This window comes from Streptomyces sparsus (assembly GCF_054776295.1).
This window is the reverse complement of sequence record NZ_BAAHCA010001201.1, coordinates 1-1,241: the sequence shown is the minus strand read 5'-3', so window position 1 is coordinate 1,241 and position 1,241 is coordinate 1. Positions and strand designations below refer to the sequence as shown.

The 1,241-nt window shown below is 75.7% G+C and carries 1 protein-coding gene; it reads right to left on the bottom strand.

Annotation, left to right across the window (positions count from 1 at the left end; genetic code table 11):
• Nucleotides 1-95: 95 nt before the first annotated feature.
• Nucleotides 96-1,241 (bottom strand): PleD family two-component system response regulator (locus ACYVE9_RS27400; protein ID WP_461030584.1); only part of this gene is annotated, 1,146 nt, incomplete at its 5' end.

The following is a 1,241-nucleotide window of genomic DNA, read 5'->3' as shown; positions in this document are numbered from 1 at the left end:
CGCGTGCGGCGCCGCCGTGTCCGACGACGCCCTGGCCGACGACGCCGTGCCCGGCACCGCCCTGCCCGGCGGCGTGGGGCACCGGGCAGGTCCGTTCAGGCGGCGCCGATCTTGGCCAGCAGGTCCACGATGCGGCTCTGCACCTCGTCGCTCGTCGACCGCTCGGCCAGGAACAGCACCGTCTCGCCGGAGGCCAGCCGCGGCAACTCGTTCGGGTCCAGCCCGGCGGAGGTGTAGACGACGAACGGCGTCCGGTTCAGCAGTCCGTTCACCCGCAGCCAGTCGATGACGCCCGCCCGGCGCCGCCGCACCTGGCAGAGGTCCATCACCACCAGGTTCGGCCGGATCTGGGCGGCGATACCCGCCGCCTCGGCATCCGTCGGCGCGTGCGCGACCTGCATGCCACGCCGTTCGAGTGTCGCCGCGAAGGCCTGCGCGATCGCCGGCTGCTCCTCGACGAGCAACACCCGCGGCGGGTGCTGCTCACTGTCCCGGGGCGCGAGGGCCTTCAGCAGCACCGCCGGGTCGGCGCCGTAGGCGGCCTCCCGGGACGCCTGTCCCAGACCGGCGGTGACCAGCACCGGGACCTCGGCGGCGACGGCCGCCTGACGCAGCGACTGCAGGGCGGTCCGGGTGATCGGGCCGGTCAGCGGGTCCACGAAGAGCGCCGCCGGGTAGGCCGCGATCTGCGCGTCCACCTCCTCCCGGGAGTGCACCAGGACGGGCCGGTAGCCGCGCTGGGTCAGCGCCTGCTGGGTGGAAACGTCCGGCTCGGGCCAGACGAGCAGCCGGCGCGGGTTGTCGAGAGGTTCCGGCGGTAGCTCGTCGTCCCGCTCGGCGTGTTGCGGCAGGCCGTGTCCGGTCTCCGTCACCTCCACCGCGCCGTTCGGCCCGTCCAGCGGCTCCGGTCCCTCGGCCAGCCCGGCGTCCGGCGCGCCGATGGCGAACTCCCGCGCGGGAGAGGGCGCACCGTTCTGCCGCATCGGCTGCTGACGCGGCTCCGCCCCCGGCGCGGCAACCGGCGCCTGGTGTGGCTGGTGCGGTTCCTGAGCCTGGTGGGGCATGTGGGAATGGTGGGGTTGCTGCGGCTCGTGGGACTCGTGCGGGGGGCTGGTCGCCTGCTGCTGCGCCGACGTCGGCGGGTGGGGCTCCGAGGCGTCGGTCTCCGTCGCCGGGGCGGCGAGTCGGCGACGCCGTCCGGTGCCGGCCGGTGGCGTCTGCTGCGGGGCGGCGGCATCCGG